Below are 23995 nucleotides of genomic sequence, written 5' to 3'. Positions count from 1 at the left end.
AGAGGAAACTCATCAAATTGGAACTTCAATTGAAGTTCTTTTTATATTGGATTTGTTCTAGAGATTCCCTTTGTTAATTCCAGAATTTTTGAAAGTGTTTTGAAATCTTTGTCATATAGGAGGAACTAAAATGGTTGATTTTCAAGAGTTTTGTAAACATCTACCCTTTGGTTTATTAATTGTTAACTATAAAGGTGAAATTATTTATAAGAGCCAAATATGTGAAAATCTGTTAAATAATAGTGATCCCAATATAAAGCATATACAAGATATATTACCAGACAGCTCGATTATTAAAGTGATTAAAGAAGGAAAATTCGATATTTCTCCTTATAAATTAAAGGAAGAAATGTATTTAATCCAAATTGCTCTCGAGCCAGGAAAACTTGGCGGAATCCTGTTTATTCCGGAAGGCGTCATACAAGATATAATCAATGCCTCCCCTAGAGTGCTCGAGTTAAAGCACGAGCTGGAATCGATAATGAATTTGAGCGGAGAATTGGTGACGATTTCGGATTCAAATGGGATTATCTTGCGGGTCAACAATGCTTGCGAGCAAATTGTAGGAGTAAAGGAACATGACTTGATAGGAAAGTCTGTTTATGAGATGGAAAAAAGTGGGGTTATTACTTCCTCTTCCACCAAATACGTTTTAGAAAAAAAACAAAAGGTCACGATGAAACAAACAACCAAGTCGGGCCGCCGTTTGATGGTGGATGGGTACCCGATTTTTAATAATGATGGATCATTAAATAAGGTCATTAATATTTCCAAAGATGTAACGGAAATCTCTATTCTCAAAAAAAGGCTGGAAGAAACGAAAAATTTACTTGATTATTATCAAAAAGAATTATATGTCTTTCAGAAAAGCGAACAAGAGATTGTGTATCAATCAAAAGCAATGGAAAAATTGTATGACTTGGCCTGTAGAATAGCGGATGTCGATGCGACGATTTTTCTGCATGGTGAAACAGGTGTGGGGAAGGAAGTGCTGGCAAGAACCATCCATAACTTAAGCAATCGGAAAGATGCCCCTTTTATAAAAGTAAATTGCGGTGCCATTCCGGAAAGTATTATGGAATCAGAGTTATTTGGATATTCCAAAGGAACGTTTACGGGGGGGCATAAAGAAGGGAAAAAGGGACTGGCCCTCGCCGCCCATAAAGGGACGTTGTTTTTAGATGAAATTGGCGAATTGCCTTTAAACTTGCAGGCAAAATTGCTTCAATTACTTCAGGAAAAGCAGTTTACTCCGCTTGGAAGCACTTCGCCCGTACAGGTCGATGTTCGATTTATCACTGCAACTAATCGTAATTTGGAGGAGATGGTAAGGGAGGGGAGCTTTCGAGAAGATTTATATTACCGTTTATATGTTATTCCGATCGCCGTCCCGTCCTTAGCCGAGAGAAAAGAGGATATTCCGTTTTTAATCAACTACTTTGCGGAGAAATACAGCCATAAATACAATCACTATAAAACATTTCATCCGGAGGTTATACAGCTCTTTGTTGACCATAAGTGGAAGGGGAATGTGAGAGAACTGCAAAATACTGTTGAAAGACTCATTCTAACAGTTCCTTCATCGCAAATTGAAATGCACCATCTGCCTGATAAATTGATCAACACTAAAACCAAAGTAAGAGGGAATATGAACTTAAAGCAGGCAATGGAACAATTTGAGAAGCAAATTCTAATCCAGACTCTCGAAACCTCTGCCACAATGAGGGAGGCAAGTAAAAAACTTGGCGTCGATGCCTCTACGATTACCAGAAAAGTCAAAAAGTATGGAATCAACATTGCGAAATTGCAATTTCTCTTGTGAAATTGCAATTTTTAATTTTATATACATTTATCAGAAGGTTTCAAACAGTTTAATAAGTTAGTCGTTGCAATTTTGCAATCTGTTCAAATAGTTTTTTAAAAAATTGGCTGATTTCTTCGCCATTATGAATTGGCACGGTTATTGCATTAATAAGAATTAAAACCATTCATGGGAGAAGGAAGGAGTTGTGATTATATTTGCCGGGGATACCGTAACAACAAGCTCCTTAACACAAGGTTGTTATGGTGCCGTTGAACCAAAAAGAAATTTTCAGAAAGTGAAGTGATTTACGTGCCACAAATGCTAGCTTTAGTTATTCTTCTATTCATTCTTTTTATTGGGGACCTTGTTGCTGTTCGAACAAAGGCCTGGGTACCATCCATATTCGTATGTGCCGTTCTATTTCTATGCGGTTATTGGACATTTTTTCCGAAAAATATTGTGGAGATTTCTGGTGTTCCGACAGTTGTTGCAGTCATGATGATGTACTTATTAATTACAAATATGGGTACGTTGTTATCACTTAAGGATTTGAAAAATCAATGGAAGACGATTGTCATTGCTTTATCGGGTATTTTAGGAATTATCGCACTTTTAATGAGTGTTGGTACACTAATATTCGGATTTAAAACAGTTGTTGTCGCGATCCCCCCTTTAGTGGGTGGCGTGGTGTCTTCCATAATTATGTCAGAGGGTGCCAAGGAAGCGGGACTTGTCTCACTTTCCGTTTTTGCAATCGTCATCTATGTCATGCAGGGATTTGCTGGATATCCAATTACGTCCGTCATGTTGAAAAAAGAGGGAAAAAGACTATTGCAGAAATATCGCAGCGGGCAGCTTGAGGTTAAAGACAAAGAATTGGCCGCATCAGAAACTGCTGCTGCCTCTGAAAGCAGCAAAATGGAACTGAAACTGTTTAAAAACATGCCAAAGCAATATAATACGGATTTCTTTAAATTTTTCCGCCTAGCTTTAGTTGCTTACCTGGCTTACCTTGTATCAACATTAGTGGAGCCAGTTGTTTCCATCAGTCCGTTTGTTCTGTGTTTATTATTTGGGGTGATTGCTTCAAGTGTTGGCTTTCTTGAAAAGCAAGTTTTACAAAAGGCTAATGGTTTTGGTATCGCCATTATGGCACTTATGCTTTTTATTTTTGATGGATTAAAACAAGCAACACCGAGCATGATGCTTGAAATCCTGTATCCACTTGTAGGTACAATTGTATTAGGTGTCATTGGTATGTATATCTTCTCTTTGATTGCTGGTAAGTTTTTAAAAGTGAGCAAAGAAATGGCGTTTGCCGTTTCACTAACTGCACTATACGGATTCCCGGCAGACTACATTATTACAAACGAAGTCATAAAATCTTTAACAGATGATGAAAAAGAAAGAGAGATGCTGACAAGCCACATGCTCCCTCCTATGCTTGTCGGAGGGTTTGTAACAGTTACGATTGTATCGGTTATATTAGCAGGAATCTTTGTTGGATTCTTGAAATAATTGGAGGGGGAAACATTGAAAGATTTGCAGCAGCGTATTGAAGATCATATTATTACATTAAGTCAATTTACAGCTACACCAGGGAAAGGTACTACTCGGCTTACATACAGCCGGGAGGATCTTCAGGCTCGTGAGTATATTAAGGGAAAAATGATAGAATACGGATTACAAGTCAAGGAAGATGGTCTGGGGAATATTTTTGGGAAGCTAGAAGGAACGGTAAAGGATGCACCGAGCGTTTTAATCGGCTCTCATTTTGACTCTGTTCCAAACGGAGGGGCATATGATGGCCAAGCTGGTGTTGTCGCAGGGCTTGAAGTGGCAGCTCTTTTTGCAAAAAATAATATAAAACCTAAATACCCTTTAGAAGTTATCGCTATGATCGAAGAAGAGGGGTCAAGATTCGGCGGTGGTTTAATGGGATCGAGAGGCATTGTTGGTTTGTTAAGCGAAGAAGAATTTAAAAACTTAACAGATAAAGATGGCATTTCTACTGTAGAAGCAATGGCTGAAATCGGTCTGGATTCGTCCCTTCCAAAGAAGAGGAATCCAAAAACGATCAAAGCATTTCTGGAAATGCACATTGAACAAGGGCCAATTCTCGAGGAAAAGGGCATCCCGATTGGAATGGTGGAAGCCATTGTCGGGTTAGTCCAATTAGAGGTAACTGTTGAAGGTCAAGCGGGACACGCGGGTACTACTCCAATGGATCGCCGATCTGATGCATTAGTAGCTGCCGCAAAAATGGTTGCTGAGTTCCCGGAACTTACAATCGGTGAAGGCGAAGGAACGGTTATCACAACGGGCCGTCTCAATGTTTTTCCAAACGGAGCGAATGTCATACCGGATAAAGTAGTGTATACTGTAGATATCCGTTCGAGGAAGGAAGAACACGTACTAAGTTTAGTTGGGAAAGTGAAGGATTTAGTAGATTCTTATAATGATAATGGTATAAAAACATCTGTAGAGCAGCAGTTATTCGTGCAGCCGAAAGCGATGAATACAGAAATTATTTCTCTCTTCAAGGAGAGCTGCAGTCAGTTAGACCTCCCATATTGTTCGATAAACAGCGGTGCGGGGCATGATGCCATGGTGTTTTCTGATTATACTGATGTAGGAATGCTATTCATTCCAAGCAAGGCTGGTCTTAGCCATTGTCCGGAAGAATGGTCCGATTCTAAGGATATTGCAAACGCGGTACATATTCTATATGAAGCAGCAAAAAAGTTAACGGGGACAGAGTAATCATTCATGCAAAAGTAAAATAAGCGATTCAAACATACTGTGCGGAATAAAGAAGACACAGATTTAAAGCCGATGGTTCCTATTAATAGGAAATATCGGCTTTTTTATGTTGAAATTGATTTATGTATGTTTTATACGTGATTATTTTAAGAGCAAGCCTTTAAATAAAATTTAACAACATGTAATTATAAGCAATAAATGGGAGCTTTTTTTTATAAAGGAAGCTCCCATGAGACTAATGAAAAAGAAATGTGTATTTTTATATTAAATTTAAATTATTTATGTCTTTAATTTATCCGATTGTTATTTTTTTTACTAAGTCAATGAATCCTTTTACCTCCTTAGCTAATTTATTAGCTTTCGGATAAACAACCCATAAATCTTTATAGATATATTCATTTTGTTCTTTGATGGGAATGACTTTTAAATTTCCATTGAGAATATCAGGGTAATTATTTGCTGCAGAGCCATGAGTAATAATAAATGCATTATATTCTTTAATGATTTCAATAATGATATTTATGTGATTTGATGACAATTTTACCTTGAAGTTATTTGATTTTATTATTTTATGAATTAGATAATCTGAAGAATTCTGATATAGGACAATTTCATATTTCTTTAGTTCATTTAAAGTGACATATTCTTTATTGTACAATGGTGAGTTTTTACCTACTATTATACAAATCCGATCTTGATAAAGGTGTTCGAATAGAATATTCTTTTCACTCATTAATACCTCTAATGGTAGTGGTACGAAGCATAAATCGAAATCACACTCTTCAAAGTGTTGCATAATTTTGTTTAATTTCTTTTCTTGGATATCTACATAGACATGTTCATTTTTTTTACTATATTTAAGTAGAGCTTGCTGGAAAATATAGATAAATGAAGGGGTGGATAATATTTTTAAGTGAACCTTTCTATTATTCAAATGCTCTAGCAAATCATTATTTAATGTATCGATATTATTTAATATTTTAATAGCTGTTTTAATAACAATTTCGCCCTCTTCAGTAGGTATAGAACCTTTTCTTGAACGATTAAAAATGGTTATACCTAATTCATTTTCTAATTGAGAAATAGATTGACTAAGCCCTGAATTGGAAATATGTAATTTATCTGCTGCTCTTGTTATTGATCTCTCGGTTGCTACTGTCACAATATGTTCCATTTGTTCAAAATTCATAATTTCTCCTCATATTTTAAAGCTATTAGAATTACATAATAGAATTTAGTACTAAATATTGTCAAAAGAAAAACAGGAGAAATTTTAATAATGGAATCAATCAAAAATGAAAAAAAATTACAATCGCAAAATTAACCTAAAAAGTACTTTATTATTGGAACTTTCGGTAATCCCGATGAAAGTCTTGTTCAGTAATATTTGCAAGAGACAATATAAGTAAGTTGCAGGAAGACCACTGACTGGCATGAAAAGATTTATATTGAGGTAATTGAAGAAAAAATCTGTGGAAACAACGGTTTGGTGAAAGTGAAGGAAAAGATTAGAAGGGTCTCTCCCCAGCTTCTGTTGATTTTTCTACAGACTTGCACTCAATGGGACAATATGTACAAGAAGGTAGACGAAAACTTATAGAAACAGTTCTACAAATCAAGAAGCCGCAAAAACACGAATATAATAATCCCTCTAACAATGTATACACCCGTCATTTCGTAACCCCCTAATAATATATAGTAAAAAACCAATCCCCAAAAGTGGGGACCGGCTTTAATATATAGTGACAAATTCCTTATTAATTACTGCATTCTGTTGGAAAACTTATCAAAGTGTTGAAACGTACACTTCAAATTTTTTATTTATAACGACGATCTATTTCATTGATTGGATAATCGTTTCCACTCATATCTCTTCGTCTCATAAGACCATCATCACCGAACTCCCAAAGTTCGTTACCATGACATCTCATCCACTGACCAGTTTCAGGAACTTGGTATTCGTATTCAAATCGTACTGCAATACGATTGTCAGTGTAGCACCATAATTCTTTCATTAATTTATAGTTTTGTTCTTTTTTATATTTATCAGTTAAGAACGCTTTAATTTCTTCTCTACCTTTAATGAAGTGCGTACGATTACGCCAATCAGAGTCTACTGTGTATCCCATTGAAATGCGTTCTGGATCTTGAGAGTTCCATGCATCTTCAGCAAATTTAACTTTTGCTAATGCAGATTCAAGTGTAAATGGAGGTCTAATATCTTTACTCATTATTATCACCCTTTATTTTTTATTTTTAGAATTATTATTTAGATAAAAGCGATTATTTATATTTTCGTTCTGATTCGTCTATAGGATAATCGTTTCCAGCCATATCTCTTCGTTTCATCAGTCCGTCTTCACCGAACTCCCAATATTCGTTACCGTGACATCTCATCCATTGGCCTGAGTTTGCGTCTTGGTATTCATATTCGAAACGTACCGCAATACGATTTTCAGTGTAGCACCAAAGCTCTTTCATTAATTTATAGTTAGTTTCTCTTTCAAATTTCTTTGTTAAGAAATTTTTTATTGCTTCACGCCCTGTGAAAAATTCTGTACGGTTACGCCAATTTGAATCTACTGAGTATCCCATAGAAATACGTTCTGGATCTTGAGAGTTCCAAGCATCTTCAGCGAATTTAACTTTTGCTAATGCAGATTCGTGTGTAAATGGAGGTCTAATATCTTTGCTCATTTAATTACATCCCTTCCTTAAAATATCGTATTAAGTATTCCACAAAATACTTTTTTAATAAGGAAGAAATCCAGATAAGATAATGTGTTGGAATAAAAAAGGAGAAACGTTTATTTTCATCTGGATTAACTTCCCTACGAAAATTATTATACATACAGGTCTGTCTATTTTCAAGTATATTTGCTAAAATATTTTTGTACTCTTTAAAAGTTAATTAATTTACCGATCCAATTCTATTTGTATTGTGATTGTATTATGGGGAATATAGTAGCATCACTGAGAAAAATTTAATGAAATTTGCAGATAAGACTACATTGAACACTTTTAAAGTATAAATAAGATATGAAATGAGTGGAGATCATGAAGGCTAGTGATTTAATTGTAAGATGTATGGAAGCAGAAGGTGTAGAGTTCATATTTGGTATTCCAGGGGAAGAAACGCTGGATTTGATTGACTCTATATCAAAGTCCTCTATCCAGTTTATTGTTACTAGACACGAACAAGCTGCAGCTTTTATGGCTGATTTGTATGGCCGATTGACTGGAAAACCAGGGGTGTGTTTAGCTACATTGGGTCCGGGAGCTACAAATTTGGTCACTGGTGTTGCAAATGCACACTTAGATAGGTCACCGTTAGTTGCTATTACAGGACAGTGTGAAATAAGTAAGCAACATAAAGAGTCACATCAATATATAGATACAATAAAGCTGTTTAGTCCAATCACAAAGTATAATCAACAAATAACGGTTGCTAGTACAATACCAGATATCATCAGAAAAGCCTTTAGTGAAGCGAACGCAGAGAGTCCTGGTGCAGTACATATACAAATACCAACTGATATAGCGAAAGAAGAAATAAATGGAGCCCCATTACTAAAAAGTAATAAAAAGAATCCAATTATTGATCATTCACTTGTAGAAAATGCTGTTAATCTAATAGAGGATGCTGAAAATCCTATTATATTAGTGGGCAATGGTGTAATTCGAGCTGGAGCATTGAATGAAATGAAAAAATTTATAGAGAAATCAAATCTTCCTATGGTTAATTCATTTATGGCAAAAGGAATTCTACCTTTTGAGCATCCAAGAAACTTATTTACTATAGGAGGAGCTACATATTCAAATCTTTTGCATCCTTTAAGAAATGCAGATTTAGTAATTTCTATTGGTTTTGATATTGTAGAATTTGAGCCAACTACATGGAATAAAAATGGGGCAATCAATATCTTAAATATTAATTCGTATCCAGCGGAAGTAGATGCCCATTACCCAGTTTTATTAGATTTAACTGGTGACTTAAAAAATACAATAATGAAATTAACCGAATTTATTACACCACGTCCGGAACCTGAAAAGTTTAATACACTTCGTAAAAACTTGATTCAACAGTTACAAGATGTTTCTTTAACAGAATTAAGCTTTCCATATGAAATTATGTCACTCCTAAGTGAACAACTACCTGAAGAAACAACTTTGATTTCGGATGTTGGTTTGCATAAGATTTGGGTATCAAATTGGTACCAACCGAGTTTGCCAGGGAAAACATTTATCTATAATGGACTGGCTTCAATGGGGGCTTCATTACCTGGAGGAATCGCAACAAAACTTGCTGAACCTAATTCTAATATCGTTGTAGTTACAGGGGATGGGGGTTTCTTAATGAATGCACAAGAACTTGAAACTGCGAAAAGGCTTGGCATAAACTTTACGATTATAGTTTTCAATAATCAATCATATGGACTAATTAAGAATCACCAAAGTAAAGCTAACTTAGAAATAAATTCTATAGGATTTACAAACCCAGACTTTCATTTATTTGCACAAAGTTTTGGTCTTGAATATAGAAAAGCCACGAATATAAACGAATTTTCTACAGCATTAACAGAAGCTATCAATAGTGAAAACTTAAATTTGTTAGAAGTGGTTTTGTAAAAAAGGTACCTTCTCCAGGTATCTTTTTTATTTTCTCACCTTTAAATGTAATTTTATCGTTCAGAAGTCTAATATAATAACCATTTTTGGAAATAATTACATCAGAGGTGATTAGAATCGAGAAGTACATACTTAAAAACAGAATTAATACGATTTTTGATACGCTCTCATTTCCACCTGACCTCAAAGTACGGTATTTATATGATGATGAGATTTGCTTACTTTTCATAGATAGTATTGTAGATATTAATGTTTGCCAAGAAACAGTAATAAAACCAATATTATCAATTCCATCCGATAAACTGACAATAAGTAATATGATGGATTCTATTACTGCTATGAAAATTAAAATGCAAAATAGAGAATCTGAATCCAAAATCCCTACTGCTCTCTTAGGTGGATCATTAATAATTCTTAAAAATAACACAGAACTATTCCTTGATATAAAAGTTGAAAACTTTGAGAAGAGGACAATCTCAACATCTGATTTAGAGGTTACTTTACGTGGACCAATGGAAGGGTTTGTTGAGAGTCTTTCTTCCAATCGAAGTTTAATTAGAAGTCGTTTAAAAACAGAAAAGCTAAAAATAATCACGCTTAATTCAGGCGAGTATTCAAATAGTGCAATTGATGTATATTATATTGAAGGACTCGCAGATTCGAGTCTGGTTGCACAAATTCAAAATAAATTAAAACAAATGAAAAAGGAATATGTTGTTGATTCCAGTTTCATTGAAAAATATTTAGATAAAAGAAGATTGAAGCTGGTTCCAATTATACAAAATACCCAACGACCGGATTCAGTTGTAAGTAGCTTAATGGAGGGACGCATTGCCATTATTGTTGATGGATCTCCAGAAGTTTTAATTCTTCCAGCTGTTTTTTGGCAATTTATTGAAAGTCCGGAAGATTATTATGATTTGCCGATTTTTGCGTTCTTTGTAAAAATCCTACGGATCATTGCACTGTTTTTATCTTTAACGCTTCCAGCTATTTATGTCGCAGTTACTTCATTTCATTGGGGATTAATACCAACTGATCTATTAATTAGTTTTGCTTCATCTAGATCTACAGTACCTTATCCAATTATTTTTGAAATATTAGTTTTGGAGTTTACTTTTGAAGTGCTACGTGAAGCGGGTTTACGTTTTCCTAAGAATGTTGGCCAAGTAGTCAGCATTGTTGGGGCCTTGGTTATTGGGGATGCTGCAGTTAAAGCTGGTCTAGTTTCTGCTCCTACAGTAATTGTCGTTGCTTTTACTGGAATAGCCTCTTTCATAGTACCTAAACAAAATTTCGGATCCTCTATCAGACTTATTAGATTTCCGCTATTATTAATGTCCGCAATTGCAGGGCTTCCTGGTCTAATATTAAGTTTTTCTGTCTTACTCGTTTATTTCATTAATATTAAATCTTTTGGAGTAAATTTTATGAGTCCTATTAGTAAAGTACATCTTAAATCAATAAAAAGATGGTGGCTAAGTACAAATGATTCAGGTGATGAGTAATGAGAATTGTGAAATTGCGAAGAATTACTGCATTATTTTTACTATTTTTGTTAGTTGGTTGTAATCGAGGTACTCAAATAGAAGATCTTGCAATTACTTTGTCTACAGGAATAGATGAAGATCAAGATAAATTAACAATTACTTCTGAAATTGTAAATACTGCTTCTGCAGGTGGTGATGAAAAGGGTGGTGCACCACCAATGTACTTTTTGGAAACAGTTACAGAAAAGGATATTAGTACTGTCCTTACGAAACAAAAATTACTACATCCTCGCGAATTATTTTCTTTACATAATAAGGTGATTGTATTTGGAGAGGAAAGTCTCAAAAAAGGGGTAACCCAAACAATATCGGAATTTGCTCGAACAAGATCCATGCGAGGGGGTACCTTAATTGTAGGTACAAGAGGAAAAGCTCAAGACTTATTAAAATCTACTTCAATTGAAAATCAATCTATTTCTGATTCGATAAATCAATTAATCAGTCGCAATGGGATACAAACTAAGGTAATAAATATATTAGACGAGGCATCGGGAAAACACCAAGATACCATTATTACTATACTTGACACAATAAAAATGGAAGACAAAGACAGGATAATCATTTCTGGTGCAGCAGTTCTCAATAAGGGGAAACTGGTTGGGTATTTGAATGAACAAGAAATGAATCTAATCTCAGTTCTTCGTAATCAAAAAAGAGAACTCAGTATTAAAGTAAAGTATAAAGATAAACCAATAAACTTAGTATTACAAAATAGCAACTACAGTCTAAACACTCGCATAAAAGATAATAAACCTAAATTCATATACAAAGGTATTCTATCTTTTAATTTAGAAAATGCTCCCTTTGGAGAGCTATCAAAATCAGATGAGTTAAAAGATTTACAAGCATTAGTTGGAAAAGAACTAAATCGTGAGTTGAACGAACTTTTTAAAAAAATATTAGTACAATACAAAAGTGATCCTATGGGGCTAGGTAATCATTTATTTCGATTCGAACCTACTTACTGGAAAAAAAATCATAAGCAATGGGAACGAAGCTTGAAAGATGTTGACTATTCTTTTAATAACAAAATCAATATTCGAGGGATAGGGTTTCATAGTTAGAAGGATAAGGGGATTTGAATTTGATAAAACCAATTTTACTTTCTCTAATAATCATAGTTTGTCTTATCATAAATAAAAATCTCTTTCCGAATCAAAAGGGCAAATTCGGTTATTGGATTTTTTCAATATTAGCATTAATAATATTTATTATTGAATTACACAATATTAATATACCGATACCTGATTACTTAGCAAGTTTTGTTAAACCAATTAGATCATGGATATGGGGTGGTTTATCGTGAATAAATTTAACCTGACCCCAGCTTCTTTCTTAGTTTATGGAATATCAGTTGGTACAAGTACCCTCATTCCGTTTAATTTTCTAGATCATGCGCAAGACCAGGGGATAGCAACCATTGCGGGAGGACTTTGGTCGGTTGTATTGTTTTATATCTATACGTCCTTGCTAAGATACGGGAATAGTGAAGGGGATTTTCTTGATTTAATAAAGAATACATTTAGTAAAAATCTCTCATACATCTTTCTTATTTTTTACTCTCTTTTTATTTGGTTAGCTATCTCAAAAGACTTAGCGATTGTATGGAAAACAATCAGTACTGTAATTTTAACAAAGCATTCTCCAACCTTTGTTGCATTTCTATTTGTCTTACATATTTTTCTAATTTGCACTCAAGGTGGAATAAAAAGTATTCTCCAATTAAGTGTTTTCTACGCTTCAGTTTGCTTTGTGATTAATATAATAATTTTAATCATGAGTATGAATAATATAGAGTACACTAATTTCTTACCGTTTTTTTATAAAGGTGTGCATCCATTTATACGAGAGTTCGCTACTATCTCTGGAAATTCTTCAAGTGAAATATTTTTATTATTATTTATCCCAGAGGTTTGTAAAGAAATGAGAACGGACATAAAACGATTTTTATTTCCATTAATCTTTATAGTAGCGACAAATTTAATAAAGTATACTGTTTCTCTAGGTTTGTTAGGAGAGTATTTAAAATATGTACCAACAGCACCCGGTGGAGCTGCTGCAGGTGTATTAACAATTGGAACAGCTCAAATTAGAATCGAACCCTTAGTAATTCTTGCTTGGTTTATTACTGCAATTATTAAAATTTCAGTGGAGTATTATATACTTTCCAATTTAGCGGCAAGAATGGTGAAAAATTCAAATATGAATACATTTTTATTTCCAATCGGGATAATTGCTTGTTGTACATCATTAATCATATTCAAGAATCAAATTGAAGTTATTAATTTCACAAGAACGTATGCTATTTATGGTACTTTGTTTCAGTTTTTAATACCGTTATTCTTTTTAATCAGTTTGAAGTTTAAAAGAATTCCAGCTATTTCATAGGAGTATATACTGCAAAGCTAGGAATCCATAAATTATTCATTCGTAGGAATTTAGCCAAGAATTAGACTGTCATCAGAGCATCCAACTGTAGGGTGCTCTATTTTATTTTGATAAAAAATATAAATATCTTGATAATATACAGACCTGTATGTATACTTTAGTCAAGGAAGATGATTTACATCCTTAATTAAACTAAGAGGTGATTATATGTCAGTCCAATATAAAACTATTGAAGTAAATAATATTAATATTTTTTACCGTGAAGCTGGATCAAGAAGTAATCCAACAATTTTACTATTGCATGGTTTTCCTTCATCTTCACATATGTATCGCAATTTAATCAATGAGTTAAAAGATGAATATCACATTATTGCACCAGATTATCCTGGTTTTGGAAATAGCGATCAACCTAGTATGGATTCATTTGAATACACATTTGATAACATTGCTTTATTAATAAACGATTTTGTTGAGAAACTAAATTTAGACAAATATTCAATTTATGTGCATGATTATGGTGCACCAGTGGGATTCAGATTGGCAACACGTCATCCAGAAAGAATCCAAGCAATCATTTCTCAAAATGGTAATGCTTATGAAGAAGGATTACTATCTGCATGGGACCCATTACGTGAGTATTGGAAAAATCCATCAGAAGAAAATAAGTCGAAAATTAGAGAATTGTTTAGTGCCGAGTTTACAAAATTCCAATATGTTAATGGAACTCGCAATCCCGAAAATATGAACCCAGATGCATGGAATATGGATCAGTTTGTATTAGACAGACCTGGTAATAACGATATCCAACTTGCATTATTTTATGACTATCAAAACAATTTAACTTTATATCCTAGCTGGCATGAATTCTTTAGAACATATCAACCACCTACATTAGTAGCTTGGGGGAAAAATGACATATTCTTCGGTCCAGAGGGTGCTTTAGCATTCCAAAGAGATATTGAAGATTCTGAAGTCCACCTTATCAATACAGGGCATTTTCCGTTAGAAGAAGATCTTGGATTGAGTGCAAAATTGATTAAAGAATTTTTGGGAAGTAGATTGAAATAAAAATATTTGATTCAATTAATTAAATAGAAACCTTAGCAGCTACTAGAAATATAATTTGAATTATTTGGGGGAAATAATATGCAAATTAAATTTACAGATAATGCTAAAAATCTATTCAGTAAATTAAGAGACGAAAACCCTGAACATGAAGTATTCCTACATTATGAGATTGGGGGATGTGGAAGTCCATTAGATGGTGTTCTTAGGATTAAACTCATGAAAACGATTGAAGACTTTTACCAAGTTCCTACAGATTGGAATACAATTTATATGAGTAAAAATTCCTTTAGATATGTTGACGATAATTTAACAATTGATTATTTGGATGGTTTAAGTATCAAAAGTCCAAATCAGACGTATAGCTATAAACTGGGAATTGAAATTGTTGCATAAATTTATATGAAAAAAGAGATGTTGAATGATCGACATCTCTTTTTAGATACCTAAAATGTTTAAATCCATCAACATATAAGGCATATCAACTTAATTTTATTAAAATGAACTAAGTATTAATTAATCAAATATATTATTATTTCAATAGCTAAAAGGAGTAGAAGTAATTTTGATTACTTTATACAACAGAAAATCAAAATCATGTAAAAAAGCTAAAAGATGGCTTGAGGAACACAAAATAAATTATATAGATAGAAATATTATCGTAAAGCGTTTAAGTACTGAAGAAATCAAGGAGATATTACGAATGACTGATTCTGGTACAGATGAAATTATTTCTCCGCGGTCAATTATCTTTCAAAATTTAAAAATTGATTTAAATACTATTTCACTTAAAGAATTAATTCAAATAATACATTTAAATCCAGGCTTGATACGAACGCCAATCTTACTAGACCATAAACGGATACAGGTGGGGTTTAAGGAAGAGGATATTAGATGTTTTATTCCACGCGAACTACGTAATTTGAGTTTTCAGAAGCAATTGGAAGATTTGATTTTGCAGAAATCATAAAATTCTTTATAAAATAACATTGTAATTTTAAAGGAAGTATTCCAGATAATTTGAGATACAATACATGGCAGATAAAATCTGTTTTATATTGTTTATCTGGAATCGCTTCCCGATGCACATAATTATACATACAGGTCTGTTTGATTTCAAGCTGAATGTCTATCCAAATTTCTAAGATGAAAGTTGATTTAAGAGGAAGATTAAATAATTGACGTGTATTTTAGGATATGTTAAATTGGTTTTGTAAAATTAAATTGTGCAAAATTAAATATGAAAATACAAAAATCGCTAGATATGGACATTTATCAAAAAAGTAGAAGTCTTTACTAGCAGTATAAAAACAATGGAAATGGAGTGTTATATTAAGATGGCAAATTTAGAAATTTTATTAAACCAACAACTTGCAAACTGGAATGTACTATATGTGAAATTGCATAATTATCATTGGTATGTAAAGGGACCTAACTTTTTTACTCTACATGAAAAATTCGAACTTTATTATAATGAGGCAAAAGTAATGGTAGATGAATTAGGGGAACGTATTTTAACAATCGGTGCGAAACCAATTGCTACTATTCGAGAATATTTAGAAACAGCAACAATCGAAGAAGGAAATAGTTCATTTTCTGCAGAGGAAATGGTGTTAGATTTAATAAAAGACTACGATAAAATTGTACAAGAATCTCGAGATGTAATATCTGTAGCTGAAGAAAGTAATGATCAAGAAACAGCAGATTTATTCTTAGGAAAGATTGCCGAAATTGAGAAAATGCTATGGATGTTGAATTCATTTCTTGGTAAATAATAAGTATTTTAATGGATGGATTGAATCACTATATGTGAATTTCAATCCGTTTTTTTTATTTGAAGGGTAATAGATAAGTTTTTATGAAAATGTGAATTTCATAAACCTTACACATTAAATTTAGAGAGATTGAGCAATTTAGATAAAAATTTCAATTACCGTAATTATTCTATAGAATTTAAAAATAGCAGCCAAGGCACTGATTTAAAGATCCTATTACACAATTATTATGAATACTTCATATAAATTGTGTAATACTAACTCCAATCTGATAATCTCATATCAGACAAACTACGAACAAAGGAGCTTATTAACATGGCAAAAAGATCTTCAAATCAATATGTTTCACCAAATGGGGAATCAGCAATTGACCAAATGAAGTGGGAAATCGCAACTGAATTTGGAGTAAATTTAGGTCCAGACTCGACAGCTCGTGCAAATGGTTCAGTGGGTGGAGAGATTACAAAACGTTTGGTACAGATGGCTGAGCAAAGCTTAGGCGGTTATTCTAGATAATTGTTGATTTTCAACATTTTAGTCTATATTATTTATTTAAATAAGTAGAATGAATGGGAGAAGCCTAGATATGAAAACAGTTTAAAGATGTTTGTACTTGGGCTTCTTTTTTGTTTAATATATATACGAAGATGGTACAGAATTTGAAGAATGTGCACTATCGTATAGAGTGTATTATCTGATTTAGAAATTTGCTTGATTAACTAAAGCTAATCTTTCGATGACAATGGTAGAGATTATTACTGCAAAAACTTTAGAAAAATATTCACCCGGACTACTAGATAATCAACAAGACTATTATCTTAAACCCCCATGAAAATTACAATGAAAGACAACAAATCTTAAACGATTATGTTGTCTTTTTTTAGGTTTTGGAATTGTCTGTATAAGATAAATATATAGTGTGCATTGTATTATTTGTGAATTCACACTAAATTCACAACTGTAGATTATAATAGCTATATCTTTTGAACATAAAAATTCAGAAAGTAGGTGACTAATTGAAACCCCTTAATACAAGTTCGGTAGATGAAATACAAAAATTTGAAGCAAACTTAAAGAAGTATAATTGGGTTTTGATGTTAATTGCAGTGATTACAATTCCTTTTATAGTATGTAATTTGTAAATAATAACGCAATTACACATTCTGGAGGTACAGATGGAAAAGGCGGTTATCACTGTTGGACAAATTGTGAACAGTACTTACTAAAATATGGAGAATAGCATTTTCATAATGGCAGAAATAACCACCAAGATCAAAGTGATTGTAATTTAGGATATAAAAAAGGGTATCAATAAATTGTTTTGAAGATCGAACGGCATCCGGTAAAATATATGGTTATGCAGTCTGTCAAAAAAACTTCCTGCAATTGAAGCTATAAAACTTGCCAAAACATATCTATCTATCTCTTAATTTAAAAAACATCCTATTAAATAGAGAATGTCTCACAAAAACATTTTTGAGACATTTTCCTTTTATAGTGACTTGCTTTTTTAAAATTCCTCTTTATTTTTCCAAATCAATCCAACATTTGTTTCCCTTTTTTCATGTTTAGCAAGATATATCTGGGTAGTCTTTATACTTTCATGGCCTAATGAAGTAGAAATTGCGTAAATATCTGCGCCATTTTTCCTAGCTTCAATAGCATAGCTATGTCTAAAAAAATGAGCACTGAATCCATTACGATCATGATTATTAATAAAAGGTAATTTGGTACGAGCTATCATTTCCGAAACAAATTTCGAAAGATAGCCAGGGCTATAAGGTTTCATTTTACTTGTAACAATCAAATAACTATTATCTGTTGAATTTAATTCAATTGTTTGTCCCCTGCGTTTTCTAAACTTAACAATTGCATCAAACACATATTCAATTATAAAAACTTCACGTTCTTTTCGGCCTTTCCCCATAATCTTTAACCAATGACCATTATGATCCTTTGTTATATCCCTCCATTTAGCAGATGCAAGTTCAGCTGCGCGAAGTCCGGTTGTAGCTAATGTAAGTAGGATAGTGTAGTGAAGTGGAGAGTCCTTATAGTATTCCAAGATTTGTTTTACTTCATCATAAGTTACGTCACGATTCGGCAAATCAATCCGAGTTATATTCGCTGAAACTAGTGAGTGGTGAAGAGGAAACTCAGTAAATTTCTGCTCGTGTAAATATTTAAAGAACCCTTTCAATATGACAGTTTTCTTAGCAATCGTCGTTTTCTTATAAGGTTCTTTTTTGCGTCCTAAAGGGGCTGAAATTAACCACTTTTGATAATTCAATACATGTCTAGGTTCAATAATTCTTAATATGCTTTCACTATCTGTATGAAACGTATCTTCTAATAAAATTTGTTTGTTTTCACATAAATGATTGTAAAACGTAAGTAGCTCTCTTATATATGTTTGTCGAGTCTTGATCGTTTTACTACCCCTTACTTCATCAATATTATATAAATCTCCTATTTCTTTCTTCTGGTATGCAAAACGATAAATCATATCTATATCCGAAAAAGCTTTATGAATATCAATCTTATATTTTTCTGCAAATTCTTGTGTACGATCTAAAATCTCTATTTGATCATTTGTTAAAGCAAGTGGAAAGTTTTTTAGTGCTACTTCGTTAATATTACTTACTGGAAATAACCTTTGAATCTCTATTGTCGTACACTCCCTTTCAAAATTAATACCATATTATAGTAATTTATATATTTGTTACTATCTTAAACTATTTAAATTATATTATCTACAATATCTATTTAAAGGTCAGTAACTCTAATTAAAGTTTAAAGTATTTATAAAATTCTTATATGTAAATATTATTAAGTGTAAAATAATCGTCCATTCTTTTACTTTACTTTAACTATAAATATTAAATATTAATACATAGTATTTATAGTTAAAGTAAATATAGATAAATAATTAAAAGATAAGTATAATAATAGTAAATCCAATTATTACCAATTGAATTGTTATTTAAAGTAATCATGACTATCAAATATTTACATTTAATTTTTGAGTTTTTTAGAAAAAGGAGAACACACCGTGATGTCATCGAAACAACCAATGTAATTTATTGCTGTGGAAGTAAATAAAACTTAGTGAATAGAGGAGACAATTTATATGGGGATTTTTATTTTGTTTATTGTATTTATACTTTTATTAATTGTTATCGCAAGCTTTAAAGCAAATGGAAATAACTATGAACAAAATAAGCTATCAAATTATAACGATTATAATGGTCACTCAATAAATAATTCACATGACTTAATACATCTTCACGATAATCATAATTCACATGACCATACTTCAAACTCACATGATAGTGGAGGATCCTGTTCATCTTCCGATTGAAAATAGCTAAAGTTGATCTTACACTTACTACTAATATTACAGACTAAATAGCAAAGAAAGAAGGTAACTAGTTTGATAGAACAACAAGATAACAAACAAGTATTATCAACCAAAGAAGTAATTGAATACTTAACTAAGGAATGGGGAAAAGAGCCTTCAATAAATAGTATTTACTATTATGTACGTAACGGAAAGTTACAACCATTGTATGAAGACAACTGGCGCATAGAAGGGACAATGCAGTTTGATAGAGCTGTTATTGAGGAATTTGCTAAAGAATATAAGCGTCCAGATGGATATACTTTATCAGAAGTGTCTAAGATCGTTGGTTTACATGTTACAACTCTACAAAAATACATAAAAGATGGCTCATTAGCCGCATCGAAATTTAATTTTAAAGGTAAAGCTACATATTTTGTTTCTAATAAGTCGCTCGCTAGTTTCCAAGAAAAAGATTATGTAAACAAGAATAAAGTAAAACGTAAATCCTTCTTTACAAAAGATAAGAAATTCTATTTGTACCAGTCATTTAGAAATGAAACTACAAATGATTATGGCCGAATTATCAAAATCGAAAATAACATTCCAACTTTATCTACTGCTCATGGTAAAGAGATTGTTGGTGCTGCAATCCAGGACAATGGCTATGAACCGATATATAAAGTAAGTAAATTTAAGCGAATTACAAAAAAGATTTATGTCTCGTTTGAATTTGAGATACCTAATGACATCAAAAGTAGAGATTATAGAGTTTTCGACTTTATATTTCAATTCATCGGTGCTGAAAACATTAATATCGAGCAAGAGGCTAATAAAGTGTTAATAAAAATAAAGCCTGTTTTTATTCATTTAGGTCAAGAGAATATCGATGGCTATTCTGAAACATTTGTTTTATTTGAATCAATGGTTAAAGAAGGAACTATTCAAGTTCGTCATAATGGACTATATTTAGGTTCTGATTTTGAAAGTATTACAATAAATGTTCCGAAAAGTATTAAAGAGCAATTACGAAAGCTTGCTAATGAATCTGAATTATCCATTGAGGCTTATTTAAAGGAGAAATTACTTAATCAATTGAATGAAATGGTCCGATATTAACAGTAAATAAAATTAGAAGGAAAAGGTGATTGCAATAGAAACATTTGATTAAATTTGTTTTATTTAAAATCGAAAAGATCGACATTTAAAAAGATACTAGTTAAAGTCGAATTTAATAGTTTAATATAATTAGAATTTTATAGTAATAAAAGACACAGTTACTAGCTTGCTTAAAAGTAAGCCGTCAGTTTTCAGAATATCATATAATATTGCTAAAAGTCCTGTTTTCTTGGAGGATTTTAACTAATTGGAACTTTAGTTTTGACATCAATAATTCAATAAATAGAGTGTTAAAGGATTGCTCGAATTAGATTAGATATTGAGGAAAAATTTACAAATATTACTAATATTAGGATATAATAGTTATACACTTAATTGGAGGATTTTTTACCTAATCGAATAAAATTAAACTATGAAAATGATATAATATTTTCCATTAAGGATTACTTCTCAACAATAAAGTTAGATAAAGATTTAATAGATTTTCAAGGATTAAAGATTATTTATTGAAGATACTATGTTCACTTAGAAAGGATTTAGAAAATCAAGTACTAGATATTGAGAGTATTTTTGTAAATGATGAGTCAATATTACATTTAGTTATAGCGGTTATAGCTTCTGGTGGAACACCTAGAGATTTTTTATTAATGTTTAGAAATGCTGTTGATAATGTAGTAGAAGAAGGTGGAAGTAAGATAGGAAAAGCACAAATATATTCAGTTATTCGATCTATGAGAGAAGAAAAAAGATGAAGATACTGAATTTGATAGTTTGCTAAGAAATTTAGTTAATGCTAGATATCTACATTTAATTTAAGAAAATGTATCCTCTGAAAATCAAAAAAAGGAACAATTCTCTGCTTATCTCGTAGATATGGGTTTTTATATTTCAGGAAAACAATTAAAAAGAGATTTTAATTTTCGAATGTTTTTGGAAAAAGATAAAGTCACTTTAAATGAATTTAGTGAAAATAATCAGAATCATACTTTAAGATACATATAATTATGTGATTTTTTTAGAGTATCTGTTTAATATAAAAGGGATTTAAATCCCTTTTGATAATATATTATTTATGGGAGAATTATATGAAATTTAAGAAAAAAGTAAAATTTTTTAATAAAGCGTTATTTAATGAATGGATAAAAGTGATGTCACCATTAAGTTTATTATTATCATTTCTTTCAATAGCGATTGATATTCCTGATAAATATAAATGTCTCGCAATTACTTTAATCATTACTGCTTTTGTAGTTGTCTATATTTACTTATGGGTTAGAGCAAACTTTCTGCAGAAAATGGAACTGACTATAAATAATTCTTCACTAGAGATCAAAGTGGGGGACATTTTCACGGAATCAGGATTAAAAGTTATCGCATTTAATGAATACTTTGATACTCAAGTTGATAATATAATCGTTTCTGACTCAACACTAAATGGAATCTACATAAAAAGAAAAATACAGGATGTTGGAGTTTTAGACCAATTAATTGAACAAAATCTAGTTTCCGAAGAGGTTAAAATAGGAAATAATGATTCTCGAAGATTAGGAAAAAAAGATAAGTATAAGCTAGGTACCATTTTTAAGAATGAGGATTTTTTACTGACAGCTTTTTCAAAATTTGACGAAAATAATAGAGCATATTTGAACATGAATGATTATGTAGCTTTTTTATTAAATTTTTGGAATGAAATAGATATTGTTTATAACGGTAGGTCCATTTCTATACCACTATTGGGGTCTGGAATAACAAGGTTTAAAGGGTATGATGTGACGGACCAAGAGTTACTTGAGTTATTAATTTGGTCCTTAAAAATCAGTAAAATAAAATTTACGTATCCTTCAGCGGTATCAATCATAATTCATGAGTCAAAAAAAGATAAGATTGATTTTTATAAATTAAAGGAACTAGAGTGTTAGTATAGATTAGCACATTTGTTCCGCACAGATTGCCTTTACCTTTCCATAATGAAAATTAATAGTTCAAAAATAAACTTTTTTATATTATTAGATTTGCATTTATTAATATGTTGATTTTCTAAACATATTTGTCAAATTAGGGAGGTGTATTTAATGGTCTATAGGAACGGTACATATATAGCTTTTGCAGCAGATGGACAAACTGATCCAACTAAATCAGATATTAAGTATTACAATATTTTTAAAGGTTGGAAAAGCATGGATAGTAAAGAATTTAATTTTGTAAATTCTCATGATAAGGTTGCTGCAGTTCGTGATTCTAGTAAAGCTGAAACTATTAAAAGAAGTTTAAGAGAAAGAATTAATAGAAGTAAAAATATGCTTCTACTTATAGGTAAAACAACGAAAATGGATGACGATTTTGTACCTTACGAAATCAACTATGCAATTAGAACATGTAAGCTTCCGATTATAGTATGTTATGTAGAAGAGGACAATCGAATTGTTAATAGTATACCAGATAGATTAAAAGAATTATGGCCAAATAGTTTAAAAGTTGCAATGGAACATGATGAAGTGAAAACAATTCATATACCACTTAAAGAAAAAGTAATTGTTCAAGCTTTAAAGGATTTTAGTCTTGTAAATCAACCAAAGTATTCTATTGGACTTTATAAAAAAAGTGTATACGATAAACTCAACATCTACTAAATAAAAAAACGTTTAATAAGCAACTCATTAAGAGTTGTTTTTTATATTAAAGATTTTGGATTAAATTTTTAGTTGAGAGAGCTTAGATAATATTCATAGTAGATAATTAGAAAATATAAACAGAATATGGCAATGCCAAAATAGGAGTTTAAACCAAATAATACTGTTTTTTTATAAGAAATAGATAATGGAGTTGAACTAATTGCAGTATAAACATAATGTATCATCAAATAGGATTAAATTGTTTTTAAGTTCATCTATGAAAGATGATAAATTTAGAGAGCAAAGAAATTCAATTATAGCGTTCTTAGAAAGAATGCCTTTATATAGTTTATTTGCTATTGAGAATTTAAGTAGTGATGTTCATATTCAACAAAGATATGTAACCGAAGTCAAAAATACAGATTTAGTACTACTTATTCTTCAAACTGATTTAAGAGAAGGAGTTGCAAACGAATTCTATGCAGCAAAGAGAAATCAGAAAAGAATTTTTACATTTATACATGAAGGAAAAAAATCTAAACAGTTGAAAGAATTTATAGATCAGGAAGTAAATAATTACTTAACCAGTACTCAGTTTAAAGATAATAGAGATTTGATAGACAAGATAGAAGCGACACTTCTTGAAGATCTAGTTGAAAAATATGTAAGACTATATGAAGAGAATTTAATGTTACATGGTGAATTAAAAAAAATTTCACAGCGACAAGAATTTTAATTGATAAATTTGAGGTGTTGAAATGAATACTAATAAAAATAGCAGATTAAATATATTAGATGAATATTTTTTACATAATGTAGATAATTCAAATTATATATTAGATGAAACGGAAATTATAATAACAAAGATTACTTTGTCACTTATTAAAGGGGCTAAAAATCCTGATTATAAAGGATTAATTCCGAAATTGCCACCTAAAATGAAAGAAATA

23 protein-coding genes and 1 pseudogene are annotated in these 23995 nt (G+C 31.5%); 20 read left to right on the top strand and 4 right to left on the bottom strand.

The features are described 5' to 3' along the window. Nucleotides 1-130 precede the first annotated feature (130 nt). The 3 genes from CAB05_RS19195 to CAB05_RS19185 all read left to right on the top strand — a co-directional run bounded on the left by CAB05_RS19195 (nt 131) and on the right by CAB05_RS19185 (nt 4567). On the top strand, nt 131-1822 hold the full coding sequence (locus tag CAB05_RS19195; protein ID WP_088003107.1) for a sigma-54 interaction domain-containing protein: 1692 nt from the start codon (nt 131-133) through the stop codon (nt 1820-1822). 291 nt (nt 1823-2113) lie between these two features. After that, nucleotides 2114-3322, top strand: a complete 1209-nt coding sequence (locus CAB05_RS19190) for a hypothetical protein (RefSeq protein ID WP_088003104.1) — start codon at nt 2114-2116, stop codon at nt 3320-3322. 15 nt (nt 3323-3337) lie between these two features. Next, nucleotides 3338-4567 (top strand): Zn-dependent hydrolase, encoded by a 1230-nt coding sequence (locus CAB05_RS19185; RefSeq protein ID WP_088003101.1) that lies wholly within the window; start codon nt 3338-3340, stop codon nt 4565-4567. A gap of 292 nt (nt 4568-4859) precedes the next feature. On the opposite strand, the gene CAB05_RS19180 is transcribed toward CAB05_RS19185, so the two are convergent. Beyond that, the gene (locus tag CAB05_RS19180; protein ID WP_088003098.1) at nt 4860-5756 is read right to left on the bottom strand and encodes a LysR family transcriptional regulator; all 897 of its coding nucleotides are present in this window, start codon (nt 5754-5756) and stop codon (nt 4860-4862) included. A gap of 284 nt (nt 5757-6040) precedes the next feature. Here CAB05_RS19180 and CAB05_RS22310 point away from each other — a divergent pair. After that, nucleotides 6041-6196: pseudogene (locus tag CAB05_RS22310) on the top strand (glucose-6-phosphate isomerase); the annotation flags it as partial. A gap of 188 nt (nt 6197-6384) precedes the next feature. Here CAB05_RS22310 and CAB05_RS19175 read toward each other — a convergent pair. Continuing rightward, nucleotides 6385-6798 carry a nuclear transport factor 2 family protein gene (locus tag CAB05_RS19175; RefSeq protein WP_088003095.1) on the bottom strand — a complete coding sequence of 138 codons (414 nt, stop codon included), beginning with the start codon at nt 6796-6798 and terminating at the stop codon, nt 6385-6387. Between the two features lie 52 nt (nt 6799-6850). Next, entirely contained in the window at nt 6851-7264 is a 414-nt protein-coding gene (locus CAB05_RS19170) for a nuclear transport factor 2 family protein (protein WP_088003092.1), read from the bottom strand. Nucleotides 7265-7624: 360 nt separating this feature from the next. Between CAB05_RS19170 and CAB05_RS19165 the strand changes: the two genes are divergently transcribed. The 9 genes from CAB05_RS19165 (at nt 7625) to CAB05_RS19120 (ending at nt 16490) form a co-directional block, all read left to right on the top strand. After that, the gene (locus tag CAB05_RS19165) at nt 7625-9196 is read left to right on the top strand and encodes an acetolactate synthase large subunit (protein WP_088003088.1); all 1572 of its coding nucleotides are present in this window, start codon (nt 7625-7627) and stop codon (nt 9194-9196) included. 86 nt (nt 9197-9282) lie between these two features. Continuing rightward, the gene (locus tag CAB05_RS19160) at nt 9283-10704 is read left to right on the top strand and encodes a spore germination protein (protein WP_088003085.1); all 1422 of its coding nucleotides are present in this window, start codon (nt 9283-9285) and stop codon (nt 10702-10704) included. Next, nucleotides 10704-11810, top strand: coding sequence for a Ger(x)C family spore germination protein (locus CAB05_RS19155; protein WP_088003082.1), 1107 nt, complete (start codon nt 10704-10706; stop codon nt 11808-11810). The genes CAB05_RS19160 and CAB05_RS19155 overlap by 1 nt, the downstream gene beginning before the upstream one ends. 238 nt (nt 11811-12048) lie before the next feature. Further along, nucleotides 12049-13134, top strand: coding sequence for a GerAB/ArcD/ProY family transporter (locus CAB05_RS19145; RefSeq protein ID WP_158093311.1), 1086 nt, complete (start codon nt 12049-12051; stop codon nt 13132-13134). 207 nt (nt 13135-13341) lie between these two features. Continuing rightward, nucleotides 13342-14202 carry an alpha/beta fold hydrolase gene (locus tag CAB05_RS19140; protein ID WP_088003074.1) on the top strand — a complete coding sequence of 287 codons (861 nt, stop codon included), beginning with the start codon at nt 13342-13344 and terminating at the stop codon, nt 14200-14202. A gap of 78 nt (nt 14203-14280) precedes the next feature. Continuing rightward, nucleotides 14281-14595: an iron-sulfur cluster biosynthesis family protein gene (locus CAB05_RS19135; RefSeq protein WP_088003071.1), complete on the top strand. Its 315-nt coding sequence runs from the start codon at nt 14281-14283 to the stop codon at nt 14593-14595. A gap of 169 nt (nt 14596-14764) precedes the next feature. Then, a complete protein-coding gene (spx, locus tag CAB05_RS19130) occupies nt 14765-15169 on the top strand; it encodes a transcriptional regulator Spx (protein ID WP_088003068.1) in 405 nt (134 codons plus the stop codon). A gap of 367 nt (nt 15170-15536) precedes the next feature. After that, on the top strand, nt 15537-15974 hold the full coding sequence (locus tag CAB05_RS19125; RefSeq protein ID WP_088003065.1) for a Dps family protein: 438 nt from the start codon (nt 15537-15539) through the stop codon (nt 15972-15974). A gap of 315 nt (nt 15975-16289) precedes the next feature. Further along, nucleotides 16290-16490: an alpha/beta-type small acid-soluble spore protein gene (locus tag CAB05_RS19120; RefSeq protein ID WP_088003062.1), complete on the top strand. Its 201-nt coding sequence runs from the start codon at nt 16290-16292 to the stop codon at nt 16488-16490. Between the two features lie 994 nt (nt 16491-17484). Here CAB05_RS19120 and CAB05_RS19115 read toward each other — a convergent pair. Continuing rightward, nucleotides 17485-18480 (bottom strand): tyrosine-type recombinase/integrase, encoded by a 996-nt coding sequence (locus CAB05_RS19115; RefSeq protein ID WP_088003059.1) that lies wholly within the window; start codon nt 18478-18480, stop codon nt 17485-17487. 624 nt (nt 18481-19104) lie between these two features. Between CAB05_RS19115 and CAB05_RS19110 the strand changes: the two genes are divergently transcribed. The 7 genes from CAB05_RS19110 to CAB05_RS19080 all read left to right on the top strand — a co-directional run. Beyond that, nucleotides 19105-19335, top strand: a complete 231-nt coding sequence (locus CAB05_RS19110; RefSeq protein ID WP_088003056.1) for a hypothetical protein — start codon at nt 19105-19107, stop codon at nt 19333-19335. 72 nt (nt 19336-19407) lie between these two features. Then, nucleotides 19408-20433: a helix-turn-helix domain-containing protein gene (locus CAB05_RS19105; protein ID WP_088003053.1), complete on the top strand. Its 1026-nt coding sequence runs from the start codon at nt 19408-19410 to the stop codon at nt 20431-20433. Between the two features lie 506 nt (nt 20434-20939). Further along, on the top strand, nt 20940-21185 hold the full coding sequence (locus tag CAB05_RS19100) for a hypothetical protein (RefSeq protein WP_088003051.1): 246 nt from the start codon (nt 20940-20942) through the stop codon (nt 21183-21185). A gap of 333 nt (nt 21186-21518) precedes the next feature. Continuing rightward, nucleotides 21519-22352, top strand: coding sequence for a macro domain-containing protein (locus tag CAB05_RS19095; RefSeq protein ID WP_088003048.1), 834 nt, complete (start codon nt 21519-21521; stop codon nt 22350-22352). 153 nt (nt 22353-22505) lie between these two features. After that, entirely contained in the window at nt 22506-23063 is a 558-nt protein-coding gene (locus CAB05_RS19090; RefSeq protein WP_088003045.1) for a TIR domain-containing protein, read from the top strand. A gap of 259 nt (nt 23064-23322) precedes the next feature. Beyond that, nucleotides 23323-23781, top strand: coding sequence for a hypothetical protein (locus tag CAB05_RS19085; RefSeq protein WP_142283134.1), 459 nt, complete (start codon nt 23323-23325; stop codon nt 23779-23781). Between the two features lie 22 nt (nt 23782-23803). Then, the coding region (locus CAB05_RS19080; protein ID WP_142283133.1) for a hypothetical protein at nt 23804-23995 on the top strand (192 nt) is incomplete at its 3' end.

Origin of the sequence: Gottfriedia solisilvae (genome assembly GCF_002128405.1) — a bacterium.
Taxonomy (GTDB): Bacteria; Bacillota; Bacilli; order Bacillales; family Bacillaceae_G; genus Gottfriedia; species Gottfriedia solisilvae.
The sequence above is the reverse complement of the archived record's forward strand: the minus strand, read 5'-3'. Positions and strand labels throughout refer to the sequence as shown.

Bases quoted from the DNA above. Each gene is read 5' to 3' on its own strand.
- CAB05_RS19110 (WP_088003056.1), top strand. From the start codon at position 19,105: ATGGGGATTTTTATTTTGTTTATTGTATTTATACTTTTATTAATTGTT.
- CAB05_RS19125 (WP_088003065.1), top strand. From the start codon at position 15,537: ATGGCAAATTTAGAAATTTTATTAAACCAACAACTTGCAAACTGGAAT.
- CAB05_RS19165 (WP_088003088.1), top strand. From the start codon at position 7,625: ATGAAGGCTAGTGATTTAATTGTAAGATGTATGGAAGCAGAAGGTGTA.
- CAB05_RS19095 (WP_088003048.1), top strand. From the start codon at position 21,519: ATGAAATTTAAGAAAAAAGTAAAATTTTTTAATAAAGCGTTATTTAAT.
- CAB05_RS19180 (WP_088003098.1), bottom strand. From the start codon at position 5,756: ATGAATTTTGAACAAATGGAACATATTGTGACAGTAGCAACCGAGAGA.
- CAB05_RS19085 (WP_142283134.1), top strand. From the start codon at position 23,323: ATGAAAGATGATAAATTTAGAGAGCAAAGAAATTCAATTATAGCGTTC.
- CAB05_RS19090 (WP_088003045.1), top strand. From the start codon at position 22,506: ATGGTCTATAGGAACGGTACATATATAGCTTTTGCAGCAGATGGACAA.
- CAB05_RS19195 (WP_088003107.1), top strand. From the start codon at position 131: ATGGTTGATTTTCAAGAGTTTTGTAAACATCTACCCTTTGGTTTATTA.
- CAB05_RS19170 (WP_088003092.1), bottom strand. From the start codon at position 7,264: ATGAGCAAAGATATTAGACCTCCATTTACACACGAATCTGCATTAGCA.
- CAB05_RS19140 (WP_088003074.1), top strand. From the start codon at position 13,342: ATGTCAGTCCAATATAAAACTATTGAAGTAAATAATATTAATATTTTT.
- CAB05_RS19175 (WP_088003095.1), bottom strand. From the start codon at position 6,798: ATGAGTAAAGATATTAGACCTCCATTTACACTTGAATCTGCATTAGCA.
- CAB05_RS19120 (WP_088003062.1), top strand. From the start codon at position 16,290: ATGGCAAAAAGATCTTCAAATCAATATGTTTCACCAAATGGGGAATCA.
- CAB05_RS19155 (WP_088003082.1), top strand. From the start codon at position 10,704: ATGAGAATTGTGAAATTGCGAAGAATTACTGCATTATTTTTACTATTT.
- CAB05_RS19115 (WP_088003059.1), bottom strand. From the start codon at position 18,480: ATGATTTATCGTTTTGCATACCAGAAGAAAGAAATAGGAGATTTATAT.
- CAB05_RS19135 (WP_088003071.1), top strand. From the start codon at position 14,281: ATGCAAATTAAATTTACAGATAATGCTAAAAATCTATTCAGTAAATTA.